Genomic DNA, 18,458 nt, shown 5'->3' with positions numbered 1-18,458 from the left:
AGATCATGCGGCTTGAAATGTTTTTCTGAGCGTCCCTATAGCCCGATTGCGCCGCCTTGCCTATCCCAGGCGGGAATTCCCCCTCATCCCACCGCGCGGAACGTACGGTCGGATGAGGGTATTCAGCTAAACGGCATCCGGCCCTTCTCTCACCCCTCTTTGCGCCAGCGCCGGCCTTCGGTCGGCACGCCGAAGCGCATCGGCGTGCGGGCATAGGCCGAAAGCCCACTCAAGGCGGCCAGCGGGTGGGTGATGACATAGACCGGGATAGTCTTCATGATCTCCTCATGCGGCGCCTTGTCCTCGAATGCCTCGCGGAACGAGGCGTCCTGCAGCGCGGGGATGATGCGCTGCACGATGCCGCCGGCGAGATAGATCCCGCCATGGGCCATGAAGGTGAGGGCGAAATCGCCCGCAAGCCGCCCGAGATAGACGACGAAGAGTTCCAGCGTCTCCTTGGCTTCCCTGGACGAGCCGTCCAGCGCCGCGCCGGTGATCTCGGCCGGCGTTTCCAGCGCCGGTTCGACGCCGTTCGCCTTGCAGACGGCGCGGTAGATGTTCTGCAGGCCACGCCCGCACAGGAGCTGCTCGGCCGAGATGCGTCCCTTGATGCGTTCCAGATGCGGAAATATCTCGAAATCGCGCTCCGTCCGCGGGCCGAGATCGACATGCCCGCCTTCGCCCGGCACCGGCACCCAGGTCTGGCGGGTGCGGATCAGCCCGGCGACGCCCAGCCCCGTGCCCGGTCCGAGCACGACGCGGCTGCCGTTCGGCTCGCTCTCGCCGCCGCCGATCTTTTCCAGATATTCGCTTTCCAGCGAGGCGACGGCCAGCGCCTGTGCCTCAAAATCGTTGAGGACGGTGATGTCTTCCAGCCCCAGCGTCTCCATCATCTGCTTCGGCTTCACCACCCAGGGGCAGTTGGTCAGGTCGATCTCGTCGCCGTCCACCGGTCCGGCGATCGCCAGCACCGCCGAGCGGGGCTGGATCGAGGTATGGTCGAGGACGGCGCTCTGGATGGCATCGTCGATCGTCGCATAGTCCGCCGTTTGCAGGATCGGGAACTGCTTCGGCTCGGCATAGGAATCGACGAGGATGGCGAAGCGTGCATTGGTGCCGCCGATATCACCGACAAGAACCGGGAAATGCAGGAGGCTTTCGGTATCGATGCTGGAGATCATTGTCATTTCCCGTTCTGCTCCGGATGATCAGTTCGTGTTCTTGCCGGAATTTCCCTATTTTTCATCTGCCAGCTTCTCAACCAGCATTTCGGCCGTAGCACGGTTGAGTGCCATCGGTATGTCATAGACGCTGCCGAGCCGCGTTAGCGCCTTGACGTCCACATCATGCGGCATCGGCGACAGCGGATCGATGAAGAAGATCATCGCCTGGACCTCGCCCTCGGCGATCATCGCGCCGATCTGCTGGTCGCCGCCGAGCGGCCCGCTCTTGACCCGCCTGACGGAAAGCGAGGGACAGGCCTCCTGCACGAGCCCGCCGGTGGTGCCGGTCGAGACGATCTCGTATCGCGACAGCCGGCTTTCATGGGCGCGGGCGAAGGCGACCATGTCGTCCTTCTTCTGGTCATGCGCGATCAGGGCTAGGCGTAATGGCTTCGGCATGAGAAATCCATATCCGGAAAGCTTCTAAATCGATTGAAGCCTATAGCGAAACCATCCCCGCCTGAAAAGGGCCGATCGCGATTTACCCCCTGTCGTGCTTATCGAGGCTGTCAGTTCCGTGGCCGCGGAACGGGCAGCGGAATGCTCGCGGGCGGTGTCGGCGCGGCGAAAGCCGCTGCCGGAACAGCCGGAGCGGCATCGGGAAGCGCCGCCGCGGCGGTGCCGGCGTTGCCGAGACCAAACGTCACATCCGCGATGGAGGCGGGCGCCGGCTCGTTCAATATGCGCGCGCAGGCCGGCGGCAGGTCCGACAGCATCATCGGCTTCTTGGGTTTTGGCGGCTTCGCCGGCTTGGCGGGCTTGGCCGGTTTCCACGGCTCGTCCGTGAACCACCAGGCCAGCGCGGCGCCGCAGCCGTCGTCATTCCGGTTGATCGGCTCCTGCGGCTTGCAGCCGGGCGAGCCCGGCTGGCACGACATGCGGATGTGGAAATGATAATGATGACCCCAGTAGGGACGGACCTTGGCCATCCAGCCGCGATCGCCGGTAACGGTGTCGCAGAGCTTTTTCTTGATGCCGGGATGGACGAAGATGCGCTCGACTTCCGGATAGCCCGCCGCACGCTTCAATAATGCCGCATGGGCGGGGGTCCAGATATTGGGGTCGACATAAAGCGAATCCCCCTTCAGCATCGAGATGGCGCTGACATTTTCGCGCTCTTCGCTCGTGAGGCGGCGGTTCGGCATCGGCGTCAGCCAGACATCGGCGTCGAGGCCGATCTGGTGTGAGGCGTGGCCCGTCAGCATCGGCCCGCCGCGCGGCTGCGAGATATCGCCGACGAGCAGGCCGGGCCATCCATCCTGCGCCGCCTCGCGCGAAAGCCTTTCGAGGAGCGCGATCATCCTGGGGTGGCCCCAGCGCCGGTTGCGCGACAGGCGCATCACCTGCCAGTTCGGCCCGTCCACGGGAATGGCGATGCCCCCTGCAAGGCAGCCCTTGGAATAAAAACCCACCGATTCCGGTTGGGCCACGGCAGGCAGTTTCTGGCCGCCGAAGGCCTGCTTCGCGGGTTGATCGGCCAGCGCATGGCTGGCACTTGTCACTTCCAGTGCGGTCGCCGCGCAGAGAAGGGCGGCGAGCCCGATGCGGCTGAGGCGTTTTGCAGACATCGGCGGTTTCCCCCGTTTGGGCCTGGAATACGACCCGGAAATACGCAGTTTTCGAAAAAATCTGCCCGAATCTGTCCTGATCTCGATGGCATTATGATGGCGGCGGAGATTCGCGGCAAGTTTCCGTGCCGGAGGGGGTGAAAACAGGCGAAGCCGAGGCTAGCCCCTATTTCCCCGCCAGCTGCCCTCCCGCCACAGCGCGGTGAGGCCGTGCCGGTATGTCGGGTAGCGGAACTGATAGCCGAGTTTCTTGATCTTCGCGTTGGAGACCCGCTTGTTCTCGCCATAGAAGGAACGCGCCATCGGCGAGAGATCGGCTGTCTCGAACGGGATCTCCGCCGGCGGCTCGACGCCCATGATTTCGGCCGCGCAGGCCACCACATCCTGCGGCGGGGCCGGTTCGTCATCGGTGATATTGTAGATGCCGTCGACGCTGCGCGATGCGAGAAGCGCCAGGCTCCCGGCGATATCGTCCACATGGATGCGGTTGAACACTTGGCCCGCCTTGGCGAGCCGCCGCGCCGTGCCGTTCTGCAGATTGACGAACGGATTGCGCCCCGGTCCGTAAATGCCGGCAAGCCGCAGGATCGCCAGCGGCACACCGTGGATGTTGGCAAGGTCCCGCCAGCTGCGTTCAGCCGCCAGCCGCTCGATGGAGCGCGCCGCGACGGGATTAGGCGCTGTTTCCTCGTCCACCCATTCACCGCCATGGTCGCCATAGACGCCGACGGTCGAGAGATAGCCGATCCATTCGAGCGCGGGGGCCGTGTCGCGCAGCATGTCTCCGAAAAGCGCAAGAACCGGATCGCCTCCCGCTGCAGGCGAGATGGAAATGACGAGATGTGTCGTCCGGCTCAGTTCCTCGGCGATTTCGGTAGGCGCCGATACCCCGTCGAAAAGGAAGGGAGCGATGCCGGCCCGTGCGAGCGCGGTGAAATGGTCGAGGCTCCGGGTCGTTCCGGCGATCCGGTCCGCGGTTTCACCGATTTCGCGCGCCGCGGCCTGCCCGCAATAGCCCGCGCCGAAGATGAAAAAATGCATTCTATCGCTCTCCCACCGGATCTTGCCGTTCCGCCATCCGCCATTCGGCGAGGACCGTATCATCTGTTTCCGATGCCGTCAGTGCTTTGCGCAATTTTCTGAAAATTCGCGGTTCTGCCAATTGGCCGAGCGCCCAGACGGCGGTGCCGCGCACCAGCGGCGATGGGTCGTCAAGGAGTTGCTCCACCTGTGAAAGCAGGTTCTGATCGCCCGAGTTACCCGCCGCAATCAGCACATTGCGCAGGAAGCGGTCGCGCCCGATCCGCTTCACCGGCGAACCGGAAAAGAGGGTGCGGAAGGCCGCGTCGTCCAGCGCAAGAAGCGCTTCAAGTTTCGGCGCTTTCAGGTCGTCGCGCGCCCTAAGCTTCGCCTCATGCGCTTCTTCGGCGAATTTGTTCCAGGGACAGACGGCAAGGCAATCGTCGCAGCCATAGATGCGGTTGCCCAGCGCCTTGCGGAACTCATGCGCGATCGGCCCCTTGTGCTCGACGGTGAGATAGGAGATGCAGCGTCTGGCATCGAGCCGGTAGGGCGCGGGAAAGGCATTCGTCGGGCAGATGTCGAGGCAGGCCCGGCAGGAGCCGCAATGATCCGTCTCCGGTTCGTCGGGCGCAATTTCCGCGGTGGTGAAGATCGAGCCGAGGAAGAGCCATGAGCCGAACTCGCGGCTCACCAGATTGGTGTGCTTGCCTTGCCAGCCTATGCCGGCCGCCGCCGCGAGCGGCTTTTCCATGACAGGCGCGGTATCGACGAAGACCTTGACGTCGCTTCCGGCCCGCGCGGCGAAGCGGCCGGCGATCTGCTTGAGCTTGCCCTTGATGATGTCGTGATAGTCGCGGTTCTGCGCATAGACGGAGATGGCGGCGCGGTCTCTGCGATTCAGCACCGCCAGCGGGTCGTCTTCCGGGCCATAGTTCATCGCCAGCATGATGACGGAGCGAACCTCCGGCCACAGCGCGCCCGGGCTCGCGCGCCGCTCGGCGGTCTCCTCCATCCATTCCATCGTGCCGTGGTGCTTGTCGGTGATATATTGGCGCAGCCGCTCGCCCGCCTGCGGTATCGCATCCGGGGTGGTGACCGCCATCAGGTCAAAGCCTTCGGCCCTTGCCTCCTCGGCGAGGAAGCGCTTGAGCCTTTCGTTATTGGAGCGTTTCATCTTTATTATATGGAAGCGCTCGCGGGGGATTTCCCCCCTCTGTCCTGCCGGGCATCTCCCACTCCCTCCCACCGTCATCCTCGGGTAAAGCCCGAGGATGAGGAAAAGATGTGGGGGAGATGCCCGGCAGGACAGAGGGGGGTGGATAGCGCTTCCATCAAACGACTGCCCCTCTAAAAATCGAGATCGCCATAATGTGCGACCGGGGAAAGCCCGCGCACCCGGTCCGAAAGCAGCGGGCGGAAGGAGGGGCGGGATTTCACGCGGCTGTACCAGTCGCGCGCCGCCGGGTGATCCGCCCATTCGATCTCGCCGAGATAATCGAGGATGGAGATCGCCGCCGCCGCCGCCATATCGGCATAGCTCGGCTGCGCGCCGCCCAGCCAGTCGCGCGTCGCCGCCAGCCAGTCCACATATTTCATGTGCTGGCGGATATTGCTGCGTGCGGCGCGGATGGCGGTCGAATCCGGCGAGCTGCCTCCCTGTTCCGCCGCCATCTGCAATTTGAAGACGCGTTCGCGTGCGATATGGCGCGTCACCTCATTGTCGAGCTTGCCGAGGAACCAGTCGACCAGCCGGCGCACCTCGGCGCGCTCGATCGGGCTTTCCGGCAGGAGCCGGCGGTTGCGCTTCAAAGCGCCGCGCGTCTCGTCCAGATATTCGGCGATCACCGTCGGCCCGACGATCGGCACGTCGTTTTCCGCAAGCAATACCGGCAAGGTGCCCGCCGGGTTGAGCGCCAGGAACTCCTTGCGCCGCGCCCATGGCTTTTCCTCGATCAGTTCGGCCTCGACGCCGTATTCGTTGAGGATCAGCCGCGCATAGCGCGAGCCGGTGGACATGGGATGATGAAAAAGCGTCAGCATGGTCGAGCGCGATAAGGTCTTTCGAGCTGGAGCGTTAAAGCCGGGCTGGCATTTCGTCGGTCGGCGGCGTATTCCTTCCGCTGTCTGATTCCCGGCCAGTCCCTGTCGGTCAAACCTATAGGGGCAACGGGTGCGGGAAACAAGCGATCCCTGGCGGCTCGAATTCCGCCGCTGCCAATCTGCCGCATTCCCATCGCAACCCTTGTCAGCGAAGGTTCCCCCTGCATGGATATGAAGACCCTCTTTGATGCCCTGATCCTGGGCCTGCTCGAAGGCTTGACCGAGTTCATCCCCGTTTCCTCGACGGGGCACCTGCTCCTGGCCGGCCATTTCCTGGGGTTTCAGTCGACAGGCAAGACATTCGAGGTGCTGATCCAGCTGGGTGCCATCCTCGCAATCCTCAGCGTCTATTTCGGCAAGCTCTGGAAGATGCTCCTTGCCCTGCCGCATGATCCGCGCACCAGGCGCTTCGTCCTCGGCATCCTCATCGCCTTCCTGCCAGCCGCCATCATTGGCGCGATGGCGCATGGCTTCATCAAGTCCGTGCTGTTCGAAACGCCGATGCTCGTCTGCATCATGCTGATCCTTGGCGGCTTCATCCTGCTCTATGTCGATCGCCTCGACTTGAAGCCGCGCTATCACGATGTGATGGATTATCCCCTGTCGCTCTGCCTGAAGATCGGCTTCGTCCAGTGCCTGGCGATGATCCCCGGCGTATCGCGCTCGGGCTCGACCATCGTCGGCGCGCTTCTGATGGGCGCCGACAAGCGCTCGGCGGCGGAGTTCTCCTTCTTCCTCGCCATGCCCACCATGGCCGGCGCCTTCGCCTACGACCTCTTCAAGAACCGCCATATCCTGAGCTTCGATGATGCGACGGTTATCTTCACCGGCTTCGTCATGGCCTTCATCGCCGGCGTCTTCGTCGTGCGCTATCTTCTGGACTATGTCTCGCGCCATGGCTTCGCGCTTTTCGCCTGGTGGCGGCTGATCGTCGGCGCTGCCGGCCTTGCGGCGCTGCTCGTCTGGGGATGAGGAGCGGTCCGCTTAGCGACGAACGCCCGGAGCCGTAGCGGACCGGGCAGCAAAAAGGGGCCTTGCGGCCCCTTCTTCATTTCAGATGCGGCGCCTGGCCTCAGGCCATACCCTTCTTCGTGAACTGGCCCTGTTCGCGGAAGCGCCAGAGATAGCTGGGCAGCACGGCGTCGGTCGCCGTCGGGCGAATGCCGATGCCCTCGAGCGTGCGGCCATCTTTCTTCGCCTCGTCCGAAACCACATTGTCGTGCTGCAGCTGCGTGACCTGGTCGCGCGTGATAACCGGCTTCGGCAGCAGGCCGGCGACCGCGCCGATGATCCGCGCCGCGAACCAGGGGATCGGCACCAGCGTGCGCTTGCGGTCGATCACGTCGAGCATCTCCTCCATGCAGCGGCGGAAGCTCATCACCTCCGGGCCGCCGAGCTCATAGATCTTGCCGCGCTCGACCGTTCCGTCCACCGTGCGCGCGAAGATTTCCGCCACGTCGCCGACATAGACCGGCTGGAACTTCGTGTGACCGCCGCCGATCAGCGGCAGGAAGGGCGAGAAGCGCGCCATATTGGCGAATTTGTTGAAGAAGCCGTCCTCCGGCCCGAAGATGATCGACGGGCGCAGGATAATGGCGTCGGGCAGCACCTCGTGCACGGCCTTCTCCCCCTCGGCCTTGGTGCGGGCATAGCCGGAAGCAGAATGCGGGTCGGCGCCGATCGCCGACATATGGGTCAGCGGGATGCCCTCCGCCCGCGCGGCTTCCGCGACCGCGCGCGCGCCGAAGGCCTGCACCGCGTTGAAGCGCTGGCCGCCGCCTTCATAGAGGATGCCGACCAGGTTGATCACATGATCCGCGCCCTTGATCGCCCGGTCGATCGACCAGCGATAGCGCAGATTGGCCTGCACGGTCTGGATCTGGCCCATATTGCCGAGCGGCTGCAGATAGGGCGCCAGCGTCGGCCGGCGCACCGCGACGCGCACCCGGTATCCGCGCTGGGCGAGCGCCGCCACCACATGGCGGCCGACGAAGCCCGAACCGCCGAACACGGTGACGAGCTTCGGTTTGTTGAGAATCCCCGTTTTCTCGACGGCCATGGCAATCTCCTGCAAACTTATGTTTTGCCGGTGGTGTAATGGGTTTTTGCGCGGGCGGAAAGAGGCATGATGATGCAGGGGGCATTCCGCGCGCGCAAGGGCATCCTGAATATCAATATATCCTCTTTGCCTTTTCGCGCCCGCCTGCTAAATCGCGCGCATGAGCACACCATTGGACCATATCCGCAATTTTTCCATCGTCGCCCATATCGACCACGGGAAATCCACCCTTGCCGACCGCCTCATCCAGATGACCGGCGGGCTGGATACGCGCGAGATGAAGGATCAGGTGCTCGACTCGATGGATATCGAGCGCGAGCGCGGCATCACCATCAAGGCCCAGACCGTCCGCCTCCACTACAAGGCGAAGAACGGCGAGGACTATGTGCTGAACCTGATCGACACCCCCGGCCATGTCGACTTCGCCTATGAGGTCTCCCGCTCGCTCGCCGCCTGCGAGGGCTCGCTGCTGGTCGTCGACGCCTCCCAGGGCGTTGAGGCGCAGACGCTCGCCAATGTCTATCAGGCGATCGACAACAATCACGAGCTCGTCGTCGTCCTCAATAAAGTCGATCTGCCCGCCGCCGAGCCCGAGCGCGTCCAGCAGCAGATCGAGGAAGTCATCGGCATCGACGCTTCCGAAGCGGTGATGATCTCCGCCAAGACCGGCCTCGGCGTCGAGAATGTGCTGGAGGCGATCGTCGAGAAGCTGCCGCCGCCGCGCGAGGGCGACCGCAGCGCGCCTCTGAAGGCCATGCTGGTCGACAGCTGGTATGATGCCTATCTCGGCGTCATCGTGCTGGTGCGCGTCATCGACGGCGTGCTGAAGAAGGGCCAGACCATCCGCATGATGGGCACGGGCGCGAAATATCCGGTGGAGCGCACCGGCGTCTTCACGCCGAAGATGGTCAACGTCAACGAACTCGGCCCCGGCGAATTGGGCTTCATCACCGCTTCCATCAAGGAAGTGGCCGACACCCGCGTCGGCGACACCATCACCGAGGACCGGCGACCGACAGAGCATATGCTGTCGGGCTTCAAGCCGGCGCAGCCCGTCGTCTTCTGCGGTCTCTTCCCGGTTGATGCCGCGGATTTCGAAGATTTGCGCGCCGCCATGGGCAAGCTGCGCTTGAACGACGCCTCCTTCTCCTTCGAGATGGAGACCTCCGCCGCGCTCGGCTTCGGCTTCCGCTGCGGCTTCCTCGGCCTCCTGCATCTGGAGATCATCCAGGAGCGGCTGGAGCGCGAGTTCAATCTAGACCTCATCGCCACCGCGCCATCCGTCGTCTATCGCATGAAGATGACCGACGGCACGGTGAAGGAGCTGCACAACCCCGCCGACATGCCTGACGTGGTCAAGATATCGGCCATCGAGGAGCCGTGGATCCGCGCCACGGTTCTGACGCCGGACGATTATCTCGGCTCCATCCTGAAACTCTGCCAGGAGCGGCGCGGCATCCAGGTCGATCTCTCCTATGTCGGCCCGCGCGCCATGGTCACCTATGACCTGCCGCTCAACGAAGTGGTGTTCGATTTCTATGACCGCCTGAAGTCGATCTCCAAGGGCTACGCCTCCTTCGACTACAATCTGTCGGACTACCGCGAAGGCGATCTCGTCAAGATGTCGATCCTCGTCAATGACGAGCCGGTCGACGCGCTCTCCATGCTGGTCCACCGCTCGGCGGCGGAGAAGCGCGGCCGCGTGCTCTGCGAGAAGCTGAAGGAGCTGATCCCGCAGCACATGTTCAAGATCCCCATCCAGGCCGCCATCGGCGGCCGCATCGTCGCCCGCGAGACCATCTCGGCGCTCCGCAAGGACGTGACCGCCAAATGCTACGGCGGCGACGTCACCCGCAAGCGCAAGCTTCTGGAAAAGCAGAAGGAAGGCAAGAAGAAGATGCGCCAGTTCGGCAAGGTGGAGATCCCGCAGGAGGCGTTCATCCAGGCGCTGAAGATGGGGGATAGTTGAGGAAATTATTGAAAATTCGGGCTAAGACCAGACGGCGGCAGCCAGAGGTAGCTTGCTATCCATCAGCGGCACAGAAATCTTCACGAATAACTCGAAGCTAGCTTCGCATTTAATCGCGACGCGATACTGTTCCGAGCGCAATTCTCTTATCTGATGCGTTGGTCAAGGTGCCACCACCCTGAACCAGTCGCGCATTGTTTGGCGTATGCGGGCAATCTCTTCTTCTGAAATTGCGCTCATGTGGCAAATTGTATTGCGTAAATGGCCGATCAATCTAGCTTCTTGAACCAAGCCTTTGTCTCGAATCACTTCATCGAACGCACCCTTCCAATTTACATCTATAATCCTCAGTAACTGAGGAAGGGTCATAAGCGCTGATTTGTCCCGAGACCCAAGGGCCATCCAACTTTTTATTTCCTCCGTTTCTTCAAGTTTGGTGACCTCAGTTTGTATGTCTGCAGGAACCTTATCCCACCAACTCCCTTTGCCATTCTCAGAAAGAACTTCAGTAATTAATTCACGTAAATAGGTTTCGAATACGAAGAATAGGCGATATGCTACCGCTGCTTCAGTCGAACGTCTGACCACCTCTGGAACAAGTGGAGCGAGGTCGTAAGAAGGCGATAGGTGAAGTGAATCAGACGGAACAACGTCGTCTATTTTATCGAGAGAACGCGTCGCAGCTTTCCCCAACATAATGAACAGGGCGGCTTTAGTATCAACGTTCATTGGAATGTCTTTCGAATAGCATTAAATATATTCAAATATGTCTCCTCGTTGCCGTTAGCTGGAAGATGAATTTGAATGTTGTAGTGAAATTCTGTTCGAAGGCCTTTTGAATTCGGCTTATTTTCGTCAGTGCTGGCATTGTTCAGCGCGTCAGCTGAGGTAGCTCTCTCGGGACTGCTTGGCACAGCGGCCTCGGAATCGAAGTCAGCCAATTTAGCGAGCGAAGTGAATGTAGCCGCAATTCTGCTGGTAGCATCTGCGTCAACCCCGCCGACTTGTGAAATCAGACCTTTGAGGCGATCCGATGGAAGCTTTTGCGCTTCTTGATCTGCATCGAAGAGAGGAGCGTAAGCGCGACGCATTCCCGCAGCTATGGCTGCGGCAGGATTGTGCCCTTTGAGCAAATTATACGGCGGCAAAGGGGTTCCTGACTGGTCGATAAACCCCATATTGCGTAGGAGAGGGATTAGCTGTCTGTCATTTGTACCCTTGAGGCCAATTGTGGTCGTCAAGAAACTATGTGTAAATTTGTCTGGAATTTTCGCTCCTTTAATCCGCTCAAAAACAGTTGGAACGTTTTTGTTGCTTGCCAAATATGGAAGTGAAACGGCCATAAGCGCCCCCAATTGAATCACCAGTCTACTATGGATAAATACAGAGGCACTTCAATCCAATATCTAATAGATGTGGCGTTGGAAGTTCGGCAGATAGCGCCATGATTGCGCCGCACAGTTCTCCTACCGCCACGGCAATGAAACTCCTCTCCGCACTGATTCTCGTTGCCGCTCTCTCCGCCTGCGCCTCACCCCGGCCGGTAAGGCCGACCGCGCTTTATCCGGCGGTTGAGCCGCTGCCACCCGAGATCAAGCCTTTGACGCGGGAGCAGGAAGAGCAGATGGCGCAATAGGCGGCAAAGCGAGCGACCGCAGCCCTCCTTCCAAAAACTTATCCCGCAGATCCCACTCTCCCTTTATCCTTACCGCAGTTCTTCCCTTGGGAACGCGGCTCGGGACGGCGTTTTGCGGGGAAGGACCGGCGCCTCCGGTTCATCGCTGCCGAACGGTGGGGCTGGGGAGGCTCCGCCCAAGCGCTCCTCGCCGGCACTACGACCGGTGGCGCCGGAAACAGGCGTCGAAGCGGGGAGAGCGGCGGATATCGGGTGCAGGGGTGACAGACCTGCACGAGATGCCGCCGGCTTTTTCCGTGATTGGAAGGGGCGGAGACGAAAATCGCCGGACGGGCGATCCTGTGACCGCAGTCAAACAAACCAAAGATCGAGCGTTCGCATGACCGCCCGTCTTCCCATTCCCGGTTCGGGGTGTTCTTCTCAATGACCAGACGCGAGAGCGGGCGTGGTAACGATCCTCCGCTGCCAGCGAGGTGCCGTCAGGCGAGGAGCTTACGGGCAGCGGAAAAGAGTCCCTCTTCCCTTGCCGGCGCAATGTGCTAACACCCGATACATGACCGACAAACCACGCATCACCATCACCTATTGCACACAGTGCAGCTGGTTGCTCCGCGCTGCCTGGATGGCGCAGGAGCTGCTTTCCACCTTCGGCCAGGATCTGGGCGAAGTGGCGCTCATCCCCGGCACCGGCGGGATTTTCGAAATCCGGCTCGGCGACAAGCTGATCTGGGAGCGCAAGCGCGACGGCGGCTTTCCCGAGGCGAAAGTCTTGAAGCAGCTTGTGCGCAATATCGTCTGGCCGGAGCGCGATCTTGGCCATTCCGACGGCCACACCGCGGAAAAATAGGAACCGCCAGCCAAGCAAGGCCGGCCCCTGCCGCCACTGGCTTGGCCAGCCTACTCCTCCTCGACGACGCGCAGCCGCAATTGGCCGACCTTGTTGTCGGAGGGTTTGCTGTCGGCGATCTTCGCTTCGCCGCGGGCGGTCTGCGCCGCCACGGGCGCGTCACCGGCCGCTGCCGGCTGTTCGCCGAATTCCAGCGCCTCGATCTTCTCGCCGCGCTTCGTCACCTTCCCCGAGGAGACAAGGATGTCGTCAATGTCCTTGTTGGCCTGCATGAAATGGGTCTGCAATTTGCGCACCCGATCGTCGAGGCGCGAGACGTCCTCCATCAGCCGGATCACCTCGCCCTGGATCAGATGCGCCTGCTCGCGCATCCGCGCATCCTTCAGGACGGCCTGGATCATCTGGATCGACAGCATCAGGAGCGAGGGCGAGACGATGACGATGCGCGCCCGGTGCGCTTTTTGCACCAGCCCTTCGAAATTCTCGTGGATCTCGGCGAAGATCGATTCCGACGGCACGAACAGGAAGGCGGTGTCCTGCGTCTCGCCTTGGATCAGGTATTTCGTCGAAATGTCGCGGATATGCACCTCGATATCCCTGCGGAACTGGGCGATTGCCGCCTTCTTCGCCTCAGGCAGCTCGGCGTCGCGGATGGCGCTCCAGGCTTCCAGCGGAAATTTGGCGTCGATCACCAGCGACGGCATGCCGTTGGGCATGCGCACCAGGCAGTCCGGCCGGTTGCTGTTCGAAAGCGTCGCCTGGAATTCATAAGCGCCCTGCGGCAGGCCATCGGCGATGATCGCCTCCATGCGCGACTGGCCGAAGGCGCCGCGCGTCTGCTTGTTGGCGAGGATCGCCTGCAATTGCACCACCTGGCCGGCCAGCGCCTGGATGTTGTTCTGCGCCGTATCGATCACCGCCAGCCGCTCCTGCAGCTTGGCGAGGTTCTCGTGCGTCGACTTGCTCTGCTCGGTCATCGTCTCGCCGATGCGGCTTGTCATGCCGTCCAGCCGCTCGCGGATCGACTGGTTAAGCTCCGCCTGCCTGGCGCCGAAGACCTCGGCCATGGTCTGCATCCGGCCCTGCATCTCGGCCTGGCTTTTGAGAATGTCGGCCATGCGCATTTCGGCATCCCGGGCGCGCTCCGCCGCCTGCACCTCGGCAATGGCGCGCGCGCGGGCCGATCGCCATGCCGCGGCGAGGAAAATAAACGCGAAAAGCACGACGATGCCCGCGCCGAGAAGCAATGCTCCGCCGACGGAAACCGTGTGCACGCCGAGCTGGAACAGCGGGGCTGCGAGAAGGGTATTCGTGTCCATGATTGCAGCCTATCCGATTCGCGCCGCCAATGTGAGATCAAAACAGGAACATTTTTTATGGGAACGATTTCGGTCCATTGACGCTCGGCCCCCGAGCGATTAGGTGAAAGCCATGTCTATCAAGCCGCTTGTCATCCTTCCCGATCCCCTCCTGCGCCAGCTGTCGAAGCCGGTGGAGCGCGTCGACGATCAGTTGCGCGCCTTTGCCGACGACATGCTGGAGACGATGTATGCCGCGCCGGGCATCGGCCTTGCCGCCATCCAAGTGGGCGAGCCCCTGCGTATGCTGGTCATCGACCTCTCCAAGGAGGACGAGGAGAAGGCGCCGCATGTCTTCATCAACCCGCAGATCGTCGCCTCTTCCGAGGAGCGCAGCGCCTATGAGGAAGGCTGCCTGTCGATCCCCGATTATTATGCCGAGGTCGAGCGGCCTGCGAGCGTGCGCGTCACCTATCTCGACCGGGAAGGCAAGCCCCAGGAAATCGCCGCCGAAGGGCTGATGGCCACCTGCCTGCAGCATGAGATCGATCATCTGAACGGCGTGCTCTTCATCGATCACATCTCGAAGCTCAAGCGCGACATGGTGGTCAAGAGGTTCAAGAAGCTCGCCAAGGACCGTCCGCCGAGCCGGCTCGCGGTCTAGGGGCGCATCATGTCGCTCCGCGTCATCTTCATGGGCACGCCGGAATTTTCCGTGCCGGTGCTGGCCGCGCTCATCGGCCAGGGCCATGAGATCGCCGCCGTCTATTCGCAGCCGCCCCGTCCGGCCGGGCGCCGTGGCTTGGAGCTGACGAAATCGCCGGTGCATCAAAAGGCGGAAGAATTCGGCATCGAGGTGCGCACGCCGAAGAGCCTGAAGAGCGCCGAGCAGCAGGAGGCGTTCCGTGCATTGCAGGCCGATGTGGCGGTGGTCGTCGCCTATGGGCTGCTGCTGCCGCGCCCGATCCTCGAAGGCACCAGGCTCGGCTGCTATAACGGCCACGCCTCGCTCCTGCCGCGCTGGCGCGGCGCAGCGCCCATCCAGCGCGCGATCATGGCGGGCGACCGCGAGACCGGCATGATGGTCATGAAGATGGATGAAGGGCTAGACACCGGACCGGTCGCCATGGCCGAGAAAGTAGCGATCGCGCCCGACATGACCGCAGGCGAGCTGCACGACCGCCTGAGTATGGCAGGCGCCGACCTGATGGTGCGCGCCATGGCCGCGCTCGAGCGTGACAGCCTGACGCTGACGCCGCAGCCGGAGGAAGGCGTGACTTACGCCGCCAAGATCGACAAGACGGAAACCCGCATCGACTGGACGGGCAATGCGCGCGACATCCACAACCGCATTCGCGGATTGTCGCCCTTTCCGGGAGCGTGGTGCGAGATGGAGATCGGGGCCCCCGCCAGCGACCGTAGGGAGCTTAAAGGCGGGGCAGAAAACCATGTCCCCGCCAGCGACCGTAGGGAGCTTAAGGGCGGGGCAGGCAAACCTGAGCGGGTCAAGCTGCTGAAATCCACGTTGGCAGAAGGGCAGGGAACGCCCGGCGCGCTCCTTACGGGCGACGGTCTGACAGTCGCCTGCGGCGAGGGCGCAGTAAAGCTCACGCTGTTGCAGAAGGCCGGCGGAAAGCCGCTTCCCGCTGCTGAGTTTCTGCGTGGAGCGCCGGTGACGCGGGTTTTCTGATGCGCGCGGCTTTACGATCTGTCACCCCCCTCTGGCCTGCCGGCCATCTCCCCCTCAAGGGGGGAGATTACGCTTTCATAGACCTACCGCACCAACTCCAGACGTTGCAGAATGAGCGCCATGGGCCATGTCAGCCAATCTCCTCCCGTGTGGCGGAGATGGCCGGCAGGCCAGAGGGGGGTGCTGGCGCAACGCTTCCCCTAGAATGGCACTAACATGCCCCGCTACAAGCTTACCATCGAATATGATGGCACGCCCTATGCCGGCTGGCAGCGCCAGGAAAATGGCCATACCGTCCAGGCGGCGATCGAGCAGGCGATCCGCAAGTTTTGCGGCGAGAACGTCACGCTGGGAGCAGCGGGGCGCACTGATGCCGGCGTTCATGCGCTGGCGCAGGTTGCCCATGTGGACCTGACGAAGGACTGGGGCGCCGCCAAGGTGCGCGATGCGCTGAACGCCCATCTGGTAATGGCCGATGAGCGGGTGGTGATCTTGAATGTCGAGCGCGTGCCGGACAGTTTCGATGCACGGTTCTCCGCCACTGCGCGCCATTATCTCTACCGCATCGTCAACCGCCGCCCGCCCATAGCCGTTGAGGCGAACCGCGCCTGGTGGGTGTCGAAGCCGCTCGATGTCGAGGCGATGCATGCGGCCGCGCAGCGGCTCCTCGGCCAGCATGATTTCACCACCTTCCGCGCCTCGCAATGCCAGGCGAAAAGCCCGGTCAAGACGCTGGACCGGCTGGATGTCACGCGCAGGGGCGAGCTCGTCGAGATCCGCGCCTCGGCCCGTTCCTTCCTGCACAATCAGGTGCGCTCGCTCGCCGGCAGCCTGATGGAAGTCGGCGTCGGCCGCTGGAAGGCGGATGATCTCGTTGCCGCGCTCGAAGCACGCGACCGCGCGGCCTGCGGGCAGGTCGCGCCGCCCTACGGGCTGTACCTGATCGGGGTCGATTACGAGCCGTTTTAACGCCCCCTCCGTCATCCTCGGGACAAGCCGGAGGATGACGGTGTGGTATTCACCGACGCAGCAACGTGCTGTCGGACGGGCCGGGATAATCGATGCCGAGCAGGTGCTGCAGCATCAGCGTGATGAAGATCGATCCGATGAAGAGCACGACGTAGAAGGGCAGCGCGAATGTGTGCGGCCTTTGCAGCGCCACCTGCGTCAGCCGGTAGGAAAAGACGATCGACAGGCCGAACAGGATGATCGAGACCAGCGCCATGATCTCCTGCGGCGCGGGAAAGAACAGCCGCAGCAGCGTTGCGGGAACGAACAGCCAGGCGATCAGCGCCGTCCCCCAGTTGGATGCGATCACATAGGGCGCGAAGCGACGGGAGATGCCGATGCGCCTGGCGAGAAGGCCGATGGCGACGATCGGCAGCACCCAGGAGATCATGTCCACCATCGCGGTGCGGATGACGATGCTGAGCCGCAGCGCCGCCTCGTCGTCGCCCCGGGCGAGATCCGCCGCATAGGCGACCCACCCGGCGAAGAGCGGCGGGATGGCCACCACCATCGCGTAAAACGACTGCCAGAACCCCTCGGCCGATATGTCGAGATGGATGAGACCATCCGGCCGCCCGCGCATCATGCGCCAGCTTCCGTAGAGATAGCGATGGATGTCGTCGAGCGTTGGCATGGAAGCGCTACCCAAAAAAATCCGCCAGGAAACGTTGATAGATTCTGGTCAGCATTTCCAGATCGGGCAATGCGGCACGTTCGTCGACCATGTGCATGGTCTGCCCCACCAGCCCGAACTCCACCACCGGGCAGTAATCCTTGATGAAACGGGCATCCGACGTGCCGCCGGAGGTGGAAAGCTGCGGCTTTCGCCCCGTCACGGCCTCGATCGAGGCGCTGAGCGTGCCGATCAGCTTCTCGTCGCGGGTGAGAAAAACCGGGCTTGGCCGGTCGCGCCAGAGAAGCTCGTAATTGATCGCCGTCTCGCGGCCCGGCCGCAGCTTGGTGATAGCCGCCGCCCGGTCGAGACGATTATGGATTTCCGCCATGATCGTCTCCTCCGTCCAGCTGTCGTTGAATCGGATGTTGAAGGCCGCCGTCGCCTTCGCCGGGATGACGTTGGTCGCCGGATTGCCGACGTCGATGGTCGTCACCTCTAGATTGCTCGGCTGGAAATCCTTGGTGCCCTGGTCGAGAGCCGGATCGAGCAGCGCCTCGACCAGCGTGACAAGCCCGCGCACCGGATTTTCGGCAAGATGCGGATAGGCGGCGTGCCCCTGCACGCCATGCACGACAAGGGTGCCGGACACCGAGCCGCGCCGGCCGATCTTGATCATGTCGCCGAGCCGTTCCGGATTGGTCGGCTCGCCGACCACAGCCGCATCCCAGTGCTCGCCCTTGGCTTTTGCCCATTCGAGCAGCTTCACCGTCCCGTTGATCGCCGGCCCCTCCTCGTCGCCGGTGATGAGGAAGGAAATGTTGCCTTTGACCGGACCGTGCTCCGCCACATGGCGCGCGACCGCCGCGGCGAAGCAGGCGATGCCGCCTTTCATGTCGACGGCGCCGCGCCCGTAGATTTCGCCATTGTCGATGGTGGCCGAGAAGGGCGGATGCTTCCAGGCGCTTTCGTCGCCCGGCGGCACGACATCGGTGTGGCCCGCGAACATCAGATGCGGCCCGTTGCCCGAAAGCCTGGCATAGAGGTTCTCGATATCGGGCGTGCCGCTGTCCGAGAAGACCGGCCGCTCGATGGAAAAGCCAAGCGGTTTCAGCATGTTGGCGAGCGCGGTCAGCGCCCCGCCTTCGGCCGGCGTCACCGAGGGGCAGCGGATGAGGAGGGCGAGATTTTCGACGGGATCGATGGGCAATGTCATGGCTTGATTGTCATTACAGGAGTTGCAAGAGGGCTGCACCAGCTATTTTAATCGGATCGTGGAAAAGGCTGCTTACCGCTTAGTTCGTATCACCGAGATATGAACCGACATATAAATTTAACTTGACCTCGCTGTGACTGACATCGTTAGTTAACGGCACATTGCCGAAGAAGCCCGGCAAACGGGCCACGTCTGATAACGGTAAAGG

19 protein-coding genes are annotated in these 18,458 nt (G+C 62.5%); 7 read left to right on the top strand and 12 right to left on the bottom strand.

What is annotated here, in order from left to right; translation table 11 throughout:
* Window positions 1-149 precede the first annotated feature (149 nt).
* The 6 genes from ATN84_RS03415 to ATN84_RS03390 form a co-directional block, all read right to left on the bottom strand.
* Window positions 150-1,181, bottom strand: a complete 1,032-nt coding sequence (locus ATN84_RS03415; RefSeq protein WP_068880098.1) for a glucokinase — start codon at window positions 1,179-1,181, stop codon at window positions 150-152.
* Between the two features lie 54 nt (window positions 1,182-1,235).
* Window positions 1,236-1,622, bottom strand: a complete 387-nt coding sequence (locus ATN84_RS03410; protein ID WP_068880097.1) for a methylglyoxal synthase — start codon at window positions 1,620-1,622, stop codon at window positions 1,236-1,238.
* A gap of 110 nt (window positions 1,623-1,732) precedes the next feature.
* Window positions 1,733-2,791, bottom strand: coding sequence for a penicillin-insensitive murein endopeptidase (gene mepA, locus ATN84_RS03405; protein ID WP_068880096.1), 1,059 nt, complete (start codon window positions 2,789-2,791; stop codon window positions 1,733-1,735).
* A 159-nt stretch (window positions 2,792-2,950) separates the two neighbouring features.
* Entirely contained in the window at window positions 2,951-3,832 is an 882-nt protein-coding gene (locus tag ATN84_RS03400) for an SDR family oxidoreductase (protein WP_068880095.1), read from the bottom strand.
* A gap of 1 nt (window position 3,833) precedes the next feature.
* On the bottom strand, window positions 3,834-4,988 hold the full coding sequence (gene queG, locus ATN84_RS03395; RefSeq protein WP_068880094.1) for a tRNA epoxyqueuosine(34) reductase QueG: 1,155 nt from the start codon (window positions 4,986-4,988) through the stop codon (window positions 3,834-3,836).
* 173 nt (window positions 4,989-5,161) lie between these two features.
* Window positions 5,162-5,854: a glutathione S-transferase family protein gene (locus ATN84_RS03390; protein WP_068880093.1), complete on the bottom strand. Its 693-nt coding sequence runs from the start codon at window positions 5,852-5,854 to the stop codon at window positions 5,162-5,164.
* 225 nt (window positions 5,855-6,079) lie between these two features.
* Between ATN84_RS03390 and ATN84_RS03385 the strand changes: the two genes are divergently transcribed.
* Window positions 6,080-6,886, top strand: a complete 807-nt coding sequence (locus tag ATN84_RS03385; protein ID WP_068880092.1) for an undecaprenyl-diphosphate phosphatase — start codon at window positions 6,080-6,082, stop codon at window positions 6,884-6,886.
* A 100-nt stretch (window positions 6,887-6,986) separates the two neighbouring features.
* Here the strand turns inward: ATN84_RS03385 and ATN84_RS03380 are convergent, their stop codons facing one another.
* Window positions 6,987-7,973 (bottom strand): complex I NDUFA9 subunit family protein, encoded by a 987-nt coding sequence (locus ATN84_RS03380; protein ID WP_068880091.1) that lies wholly within the window; start codon window positions 7,971-7,973, stop codon window positions 6,987-6,989.
* 160 nt (window positions 7,974-8,133) lie between these two features.
* Here ATN84_RS03380 and lepA point away from each other — a divergent pair, with 160 nt between their 5' ends.
* Window positions 8,134-9,942 (top strand): translation elongation factor 4, encoded by a 1,809-nt coding sequence (gene lepA, locus ATN84_RS03375; protein WP_068880090.1) that lies wholly within the window; start codon window positions 8,134-8,136, stop codon window positions 9,940-9,942.
* A 162-nt stretch (window positions 9,943-10,104) separates the two neighbouring features.
* Here the strand turns inward: lepA and ATN84_RS03370 are convergent, their stop codons facing one another.
* A complete protein-coding gene (locus tag ATN84_RS03370) occupies window positions 10,105-10,671 on the bottom strand; it encodes a Swt1 family HEPN domain-containing protein (protein ID WP_068880089.1) in 567 nt (188 codons plus the stop codon).
* Window positions 10,668-11,285, bottom strand: a complete 618-nt coding sequence (locus tag ATN84_RS26600) for a DUF5343 domain-containing protein (protein WP_153020076.1) — start codon at window positions 11,283-11,285, stop codon at window positions 10,668-10,670. The genes ATN84_RS03370 and ATN84_RS26600 overlap by 4 nt, the downstream gene beginning before the upstream one ends.
* 101 nt (window positions 11,286-11,386) lie before the next feature.
* On the opposite strand from ATN84_RS26600, the gene ATN84_RS03365 reads away from it, so the two are divergent.
* Together ATN84_RS03365 and ATN84_RS03360 are read left to right on the top strand one after the other, a co-directional pair.
* Window positions 11,387-11,578, top strand: a complete 192-nt coding sequence (locus ATN84_RS03365) for a hypothetical protein (protein ID WP_068880088.1) — start codon at window positions 11,387-11,389, stop codon at window positions 11,576-11,578.
* 553 nt (window positions 11,579-12,131) lie between these two features.
* Window positions 12,132-12,425, top strand: coding sequence for an Rdx family protein (locus ATN84_RS03360; RefSeq protein ID WP_068880087.1), 294 nt, complete (start codon window positions 12,132-12,134; stop codon window positions 12,423-12,425).
* Window positions 12,426-12,475: 50 nt separating this feature from the next.
* Here ATN84_RS03360 and ATN84_RS03355 read toward each other — a convergent pair whose 3' ends face one another.
* Window positions 12,476-13,744: a DNA recombination protein RmuC gene (locus ATN84_RS03355; RefSeq protein ID WP_068880086.1), complete on the bottom strand. Its 1,269-nt coding sequence runs from the start codon at window positions 13,742-13,744 to the stop codon at window positions 12,476-12,478.
* A gap of 112 nt (window positions 13,745-13,856) precedes the next feature.
* Between ATN84_RS03355 and def the strand changes: the two genes are divergently transcribed.
* The 3 genes from def (at window position 13,857) to truA (ending at window position 16,382) form a co-directional block, all read left to right on the top strand.
* Entirely contained in the window at window positions 13,857-14,387 is a 531-nt protein-coding gene (gene def, locus ATN84_RS03350; protein ID WP_068880085.1) for a peptide deformylase, read from the top strand.
* Between the two features lie 9 nt (window positions 14,388-14,396).
* Entirely contained in the window at window positions 14,397-15,413 is a 1,017-nt protein-coding gene (gene fmt / locus ATN84_RS03345) for a methionyl-tRNA formyltransferase (protein ID WP_068880084.1), read from the top strand.
* Between the two features lie 216 nt (window positions 15,414-15,629).
* A complete protein-coding gene (truA, locus tag ATN84_RS03340; RefSeq protein WP_068880083.1) occupies window positions 15,630-16,382 on the top strand; it encodes a tRNA pseudouridine(38-40) synthase TruA in 753 nt (250 codons plus the stop codon).
* Between the two features lie 49 nt (window positions 16,383-16,431).
* On the opposite strand, the gene ATN84_RS03335 is transcribed toward truA, so the two are convergent.
* Both ATN84_RS03335 and dapE read right to left on the bottom strand, forming a co-directional pair.
* A complete protein-coding gene (locus ATN84_RS03335) occupies window positions 16,432-17,055 on the bottom strand; it encodes a hypothetical protein (protein WP_068880082.1) in 624 nt (207 codons plus the stop codon).
* A gap of 7 nt (window positions 17,056-17,062) precedes the next feature.
* Window positions 17,063-18,250, bottom strand: a complete 1,188-nt coding sequence (dapE, locus tag ATN84_RS03330) for a succinyl-diaminopimelate desuccinylase (protein ID WP_068880081.1) — start codon at window positions 18,248-18,250, stop codon at window positions 17,063-17,065.
* Window positions 18,251-18,458: the final 208 nt, after the last annotated feature.

It is taken from the genome of Paramesorhizobium deserti, assembly GCF_001558695.1.
Lineage (GTDB): Bacteria > Pseudomonadota > Alphaproteobacteria > Rhizobiales > Rhizobiaceae > Paramesorhizobium > Paramesorhizobium deserti.
The sequence above is the reverse complement of the archived record's forward strand: the minus strand, read 5'-3'. Positions and strand labels throughout refer to the sequence as shown.

Coding starts and splice junctions, on each gene's coding strand:
- queG (WP_068880094.1), bottom strand. CDS start 4,988: ATGAAACGCTCCAATAACGAAAGGCTCAAGCGCTTCCTCGCCGAGGAG.
- fmt (WP_068880084.1), top strand. CDS start 14,397: ATGTCGCTCCGCGTCATCTTCATGGGCACGCCGGAATTTTCCGTGCCG.
- ATN84_RS26600 (WP_153020076.1), bottom strand. CDS start 11,285: ATGGCCGTTTCACTTCCATATTTGGCAAGCAACAAAAACGTTCCAACT.
- ATN84_RS03335 (WP_068880082.1), bottom strand. CDS start 17,055: ATGCCAACGCTCGACGACATCCATCGCTATCTCTACGGAAGCTGGCGC.
- truA (WP_068880083.1), top strand. CDS start 15,630: ATGCCCCGCTACAAGCTTACCATCGAATATGATGGCACGCCCTATGCC.
- ATN84_RS03415 (WP_068880098.1), bottom strand. CDS start 1,181: ATGATCTCCAGCATCGATACCGAAAGCCTCCTGCATTTCCCGGTTCTT.
- ATN84_RS03390 (WP_068880093.1), bottom strand. CDS start 5,854: ATGCTGACGCTTTTTCATCATCCCATGTCCACCGGCTCGCGCTATGCG.
- ATN84_RS03360 (WP_068880087.1), top strand. CDS start 12,132: ATGACCGACAAACCACGCATCACCATCACCTATTGCACACAGTGCAGC.
- def (WP_068880085.1), top strand. CDS start 13,857: ATGTCTATCAAGCCGCTTGTCATCCTTCCCGATCCCCTCCTGCGCCAG.
- ATN84_RS03370 (WP_068880089.1), bottom strand. CDS start 10,671: ATGAACGTTGATACTAAAGCCGCCCTGTTCATTATGTTGGGGAAAGCT.
- ATN84_RS03400 (WP_068880095.1), bottom strand. CDS start 3,832: ATGCATTTTTTCATCTTCGGCGCGGGCTATTGCGGGCAGGCCGCGGCG.
- ATN84_RS03365 (WP_068880088.1), top strand. CDS start 11,387: ATGATTGCGCCGCACAGTTCTCCTACCGCCACGGCAATGAAACTCCTC.
- lepA (WP_068880090.1), top strand. CDS start 8,134: ATGAGCACACCATTGGACCATATCCGCAATTTTTCCATCGTCGCCCAT.
- dapE (WP_068880081.1), bottom strand. CDS start 18,250: ATGACATTGCCCATCGATCCCGTCGAAAATCTCGCCCTCCTCATCCGC.
- ATN84_RS03410 (WP_068880097.1), bottom strand. CDS start 1,622: ATGCCGAAGCCATTACGCCTAGCCCTGATCGCGCATGACCAGAAGAAG.
- ATN84_RS03385 (WP_068880092.1), top strand. CDS start 6,080: ATGGATATGAAGACCCTCTTTGATGCCCTGATCCTGGGCCTGCTCGAA.
- ATN84_RS03355 (WP_068880086.1), bottom strand. CDS start 13,744: ATGGACACGAATACCCTTCTCGCAGCCCCGCTGTTCCAGCTCGGCGTG.
- mepA (WP_068880096.1), bottom strand. CDS start 2,791: ATGTCTGCAAAACGCCTCAGCCGCATCGGGCTCGCCGCCCTTCTCTGC.
- ATN84_RS03380 (WP_068880091.1), bottom strand. CDS start 7,973: ATGGCCGTCGAGAAAACGGGGATTCTCAACAAACCGAAGCTCGTCACC.